This is a genomic window from Pedobacter sp. (genome assembly GCF_035566355.1).
Classification (GTDB): Bacteria; Bacteroidota; Bacteroidia; order Sphingobacteriales; family Sphingobacteriaceae; genus Pedobacter.
This window is the reverse complement of record NZ_DATMRL010000334.1, coordinates 1-4,934: the sequence shown is the minus strand read 5'-3', so window position 1 is coordinate 4,934 and position 4,934 is coordinate 1. Positions and strand designations below refer to the sequence as shown.

Here is a 4,934-nt window from a genome sequence, read left to right as displayed (position 1 = left end):
GTATTGCGTTTAGCGGACACGGAGAAATTACCTTTTGATTTTCAAGGCTTATCAGAAGCCATCAAGAATTATGTGGATGAACTGGTTGTACTCGCGACCACTCAGAGGAAAGCAAATGCCTTACAGAATGAGCTGATTGATAAAGGAATTTACAGTCTTGCAGCAGTACCTAAAGAAAACGTAATTTCGCCTAAACGGAAAATACCAGTTCCTGAAATTGATTTTTCATCTTTACTGGCGGCAGCCGATTCTTTACATTACGAAGCGTCTAAATTGACAAGAAGGCAAAATAATTTTAAAACAGATGCAGCCTCACTTCGAAAAAATAATGAGAAATTGTATCAGGCTGAAAAAGTATTATTGCTGGAAACCGGACTGCCAAGAAGGCCCTGGTACAGCCATAGCATTTATGCTCCCGGATTCTATACCGGCTATGGTGTAAAAACCATTCCAGGTGTCAGAGAAGCATTGGAAGAAGGACATTATGAAGAAGCTGGCAAGGAAATTGAACGGGTAACCAGCGCCATTAACAAATTAACCGATCATCTTAAAACCATATATTAGAATTGTAAAACATGAAAAAAATTATTTTAAGCATCGCAATAGCGATAACAAGTCTTGCCGGTTTTGCCCAGGAAAAGAAATTCGAAAATCCAAACAGCGATAGCCGGGGCTATCTGGTCAAAGTTGGAGATAAAGCACCTGACGATTTTGAACTAATCCTTCAGGATGGCAAAAAAACAACACTCAAAGCATTGAGGGGGAAGATCGTTATCCTGCAGTTTACCGCTTCCTGGTGTACGGTCTGCAGGGAGGAAATGCCCTACCTGGAGCGCGACATCTGGCAAGCCTACAAAGATAAAGGCGTGGTGCTCATTGGGGTTGACCGTGATGAGCCCTTGGAAAAGGTGCAGAAATTTCACCAGGATATGAAAATCACTTATCCGCTGGCACTTGATCCGGGCGCAGGTATCTTTCAAAAATTTGCAGACAAGAAAGCAGGAGTGACCAGGAATGTCGTGATTGACCGGCAGGGTAACATACAGTTCCTCACCCGTTTGTATGATAAGGAAGAATTTAGTAAACTCGTTAATGCAGTAGATCAGCTGAGTAAAAATTAGGGATTTGAAGGCTTTCCGCTTCTTTTAGCTACTTTTACACAAAAACAGAGTACTATGCCTTTTATATCCCTAGGTTTATCATCTGCTTTGACAAAAGCACTGAAAGACCAGAATTTCACTATACCAACGCCCATTCAGGAAACCGTAATACCGGCCATATTAAATAAAAAAGATGTTTTAGGTATTGCCAAAACAGGTTCTGGGAAAACAGCGAGTTATGTTTTGCCGCTGCTCATGAATGTGCAAAAAAGTTTTGGAGTGAAAAACCGCCATGTGGATGTATTGGTTTTAGTACCTACACGTGAACTTGCAGTTCAGGTCAAAGATGTATTCCAGACTTTTAGCCAGGCATTGCCGGAGTCCATTAAAACACTGGCTGTATATGGAGGGGTTTCTATTAACCCTCAGATGATGGCTTTGCAAGGTATAAATATCCTGGTTGCAACACCAGGACGATTATTGGAACTGGTAGATATGAATGCAGTACACCTCTCCAGTATTGAAACCCTGGTGTTGGATGAGGCAGATAAGATCCTTAATCTGGGCTTTAAAGAAGAGGTAGACAAGATTTTGGCACTTCTGCCAAAAAAACGCCAAAATATACTCTTGTCTGCTACCCTGAACAAGGATATCCAGCATATCCATCAAATTCTATTGCATGAGCCCGTTGTGATTGAGGTAGAAGAGAAGGTGGATTCAATAGAACTGATCAACCAGGTTGCTTATATTGTTTCAGAGGAAAAAAAGGGCCCCTTTTTGCGTCAACTGATTGCTCATCATGAAATGAAACAGGTACTGATTTTCGCTTCCTCGGTGCACCAGGTAGATGCTGTTGTGAATAAACTCCGTAAAAATAACTTAGACGCAAAAGCCATTCATAGTAAAAAAAGTCAGGGCGCAAGAACAGAGGCCTTACATCAGTTTAAATCAGGTAAACTGCGGATATTGGTCGCTACAGATCTGATGGCAAGGGGAATAGATATTGATGATCTTCCCTTTGTGATTAACTACGAACTGCCCCGGTCGCCAAAAGACTATGTTCACCGCATAGGCAGAACTGGTCGGGCAAATACCATGGGCGATGCCATTTCCCTGGTTAGCCAAAATGAGCTGCATCATTTTGAAGTGATCCAGAAAAAAATGGGTAAGCAGGTGAAATTAATAGACAGCGAAAATATCCGATAACTCCAGGTTACAGTGAAGGCCTTCTAAATCGGTTTCCAATTTAACATCCTGTTTATATTTGTTCTCTACTTTTGGGCATGTTGGAAACCGGTACCAGAAAGGAAGAACTCGTTGAGCGGCTCAAACAAGGAGATGAAGCTGCCTATGACCTGCTGTACGATCTGTACTGGAAAAAACTATATCTACAGGCGCTCAGCCGGACGAAGAGTGAAGAAGCAGCCAAAGACATCATTCAGACTGTTTTTATCAATATCTGGGAACGTCGGGATGTCCTGGTCATCCACACCACGATAGAACAATTTCTAATGGGCGCCGTAAAACTTCAGGTCCTGAATTACTTCAGAACAGAAAAAGTTGAAGGGAAAGTGCTGGAACACAGTCTGCAGAAAATAAATGAATTTGTCTTTATGGACGAACTCTCCGGTTATTATGAGCTGGAGAAACTGATAGAAATAGAAGTTAAAGAACTACCCGAAAAGATGCGCAATGCCTATCTGTTAAGGCACGCACATCACTCTATTGCAGAAATTGCCCAGCAGCTGAACCTGGCAGAACAAACCGTTTCCAATCATCTTTCAGAAGCCATGCGGCGAATCCGTAAAGGCCTTCGTGATAAAATTCCCCCTGCGCTTAATTAGTTAACAAAAGCTTAACAATTTGGAAAAGTAGATTTGGGCTTTAGCGGGTACTTGTCATTAAAGAAGTACCAAATTGAAAGCAGATCAGTTTAAAAAACTATTGGAGCAATATGCTAATGGAACAGCCAGCGAGAAAGAAAAACAACTCGTAGAAGACTGGTATGCCTCTTATGACGATGAACTGATGGAAGATTTTGCCGATCCTGAAACAGAAGGAAAGGTTAAAGAAGATATAAAGACTGGCATTTTAGCTAAAAGATCACAACCACCGGTAAAGAAACTGTTTTTCAGGAAATATTATAAATATGCAGCAATGCTTGCGCTGGCAGTACCTGCGGTCTTTGCAGGAAGGTCCTATTTCAAAAAAGCAAATACCTCCGGATTGGTTCAAAACTTTACCATCGTTGAAACAAAAGCAGGAGAATATAAAAAGGTAAAACTGGAAGATGAATCGATCATTCAAATGAACCCTTTAACCAGGTTAAGAATTCCGGACCATTTTGATCAGCAGCCTGAACGAATTGTTTATCTGGACGGCGGCGAAGCTTTTTTCGAGGTCAGCAAAGATCCTCAGCATCCCTTTATTGTGAAAGCACAGCAAATCAGGACCAGGGTATTGGGAACTAAGTTTGCCGTTTCTTTGTCTAAAGGGACAGATGCCGAAATCAGCGTAAGTGAAGGAAAAGTGGAAGTAGGGGATGGCCATAAGGTATTTGATAAGCTAACCTATGGTAAACGCCTGAATTATAATCTAAAAGATAAAAAATGGAAAGTAAGTCAATTTCCATTAAAAGAACACAATGCATGGTACGTTAATGTGATTCGTTTAAGGAATGCCTCTTTTGCAGAGCTTTCCCGGGCAGTAAAAACTATTTATGGAATTAAACTAAGCAGCAGAAACAGAAATGTTGCTGCCTACATGTATAACCTGCACATCCGGTCGACCCTTTCGTTTGACGAAACGCTCAAGGTCATTTGTTCCATACATAAAAATAAATACAGGAGGACCAAAAATGGGATAGAGATCTACTAAAAAAACCGGACCTGTAGCAGGCCCGGTATGACAAATTCAACAGCAAGCAGCTTGAGACCCTCAGTCTGTTGGATCTTAAAAAATCTTATTTATCAATACTATCAAAGATAAGAAACCCTGCTGAGCTTGCAAGAAATAAATGCTTGTTCAGACTGGTTCACCGCGATAGAAAATTATTATTTCAGATGAAAAAATATTTACTGCTCTCGCAGAAAATTATGCGTTTTACATTTCTTGTTTATTCTTTCCTGATTGCCGGTTCACAGATCCTTTCTGCGAACACATCAAATGGTCAGGTTTTGTATAAAAGAATGAATATTTCTTTCCAAAGTGGTAACCTGCTCCAGGTGCTGGACCAGCTCCAGCTCAAAAGCGGTGTCGATTTTGCCTATGATCCGGCTTACCTGAAGTTGAAAAGAATCCAGATCACAGCAAAAGATTTCAATAATGAAAAGATAAGCACCATACTCAGAGCCATTTTTAATGAAACCGATATTCAGTTTAAGGAAGAAGTCCCCGGAATCATTACCCTGGTTAAGAATCAGGAGCCGGGTACCATTAGTGGTAAAATTGTAGACGAAAAAGGAGAACCTTTGCCCGGTGCAAGTATTAAAATTCTGGAGCTGGACAGAGGTGTGCAAAGTAAGCCCGATGGGAGCTATAGTATTAGTGCAGATCCTGGGACCTATACCCTGGTGGTTTCTTTTGTTTCTTATACCTCTTCTACCCAAACTAAAGTGCTGGTTAAGCCAGGACAGGTCACTTCTTTAAATGTTTCCTTAACCGCTCAAACAGGCACGTTAAATGAGGTTTTGGTGGTTGGTTATGGCACACAGAAAAGAGAGAACCTGACCGGAGCAGTAGATCAGATCACTTCCAAAGCCCTGGAAAACCGTTCCGTTCCCAATCTTGCGCAAGGCTTGCAAGGAATAATACCCAATCTGAACCTGACCATGG

Annotated in this window: 6 protein-coding genes; all 6 read left to right on the top strand. The window is 41.3% G+C overall.

Annotated elements, in window-relative coordinates:
• Positions 1 to 564: transferrin receptor-like dimerization domain-containing protein (locus tag VNZ46_RS12920; protein ID WP_325560521.1), on the top strand; the 564-nt coding region annotated here is incomplete at its 5' end.
• 11 nt (positions 565 to 575) lie between these two features.
• Complete coding sequence (locus VNZ46_RS12915) at positions 576 to 1,121, top strand: TlpA disulfide reductase family protein (protein ID WP_325560520.1); 546 nt, start codon at positions 576 to 578, stop codon at positions 1,119 to 1,121.
• A gap of 54 nt (positions 1,122 to 1,175) precedes the next feature.
• The gene (locus tag VNZ46_RS12910; protein WP_325560519.1) at positions 1,176 to 2,306 is read left to right on the top strand and encodes a DEAD/DEAH box helicase; all 1,131 of its coding nucleotides are present in this window, start codon (positions 1,176 to 1,178) and stop codon (positions 2,304 to 2,306) included.
• 77 nt (positions 2,307 to 2,383) lie between these two features.
• Entirely contained in the window at positions 2,384 to 2,944 is a 561-nt protein-coding gene (locus VNZ46_RS12905) for an RNA polymerase sigma factor (protein WP_325560518.1), read from the top strand.
• Between the two features lie 73 nt (positions 2,945 to 3,017).
• Positions 3,018 to 3,977, top strand: a complete 960-nt coding sequence (locus VNZ46_RS12900; RefSeq protein ID WP_325560517.1) for a FecR family protein — start codon at positions 3,018 to 3,020, stop codon at positions 3,975 to 3,977.
• 185 nt (positions 3,978 to 4,162) lie between these two features.
• A partial coding sequence (locus VNZ46_RS12895) for a carboxypeptidase regulatory-like domain-containing protein (RefSeq protein ID WP_325560516.1) occupies positions 4,163 to 4,934 on the top strand: 772 nt, incomplete at its 3' end.

Coding starts and splice junctions, on each gene's coding strand:
- VNZ46_RS12910 (WP_325560519.1), top strand. CDS start 1,176: ATGCCTTTTATATCCCTAGGTTTATCATCTGCTTTGACAAAAGCACTG.
- VNZ46_RS12905 (WP_325560518.1), top strand. CDS start 2,384: ATGTTGGAAACCGGTACCAGAAAGGAAGAACTCGTTGAGCGGCTCAAA.
- VNZ46_RS12915 (WP_325560520.1), top strand. CDS start 576: ATGAAAAAAATTATTTTAAGCATCGCAATAGCGATAACAAGTCTTGCC.